Below are 209 nucleotides of genomic sequence, written 5' to 3' on the forward strand. Positions count from 1 at the left end.
CGCCCGAAACCGACCCGGAGGCGTCCGGAGAGACGGGATTCGGAGCGGCGACGGACCCCAGGGCGGGGATCCCGTCCCAGTACCACGGCAAGCCCGCCTTCGATCGGCTCCGGATCGAGGTGTTGCCCTCGGACATCTCGGCCGTCGAGTCGGTCGCCGACGGCGTCGCGGACGCGACCGCCGCGAACCTCGGTCCGGCGTCGGTCCCT

At 73.2% G+C, this 209-nt stretch carries 1 pseudogene; it reads left to right on the forward strand.

Features of this window, described 5'->3' with window-relative positions:
* Positions 1–209 (forward strand): annotated as a pseudogene (locus EXE44_RS20005) (ABC transporter substrate-binding protein); the annotation flags it as partial.

This window comes from Halorubrum sp. SS7 (genome assembly GCF_005435055.1).
Taxonomy (GTDB): Archaea; Halobacteriota; Halobacteria; order Halobacteriales; family Haloferacaceae; genus Halorubrum; species Halorubrum salinarum.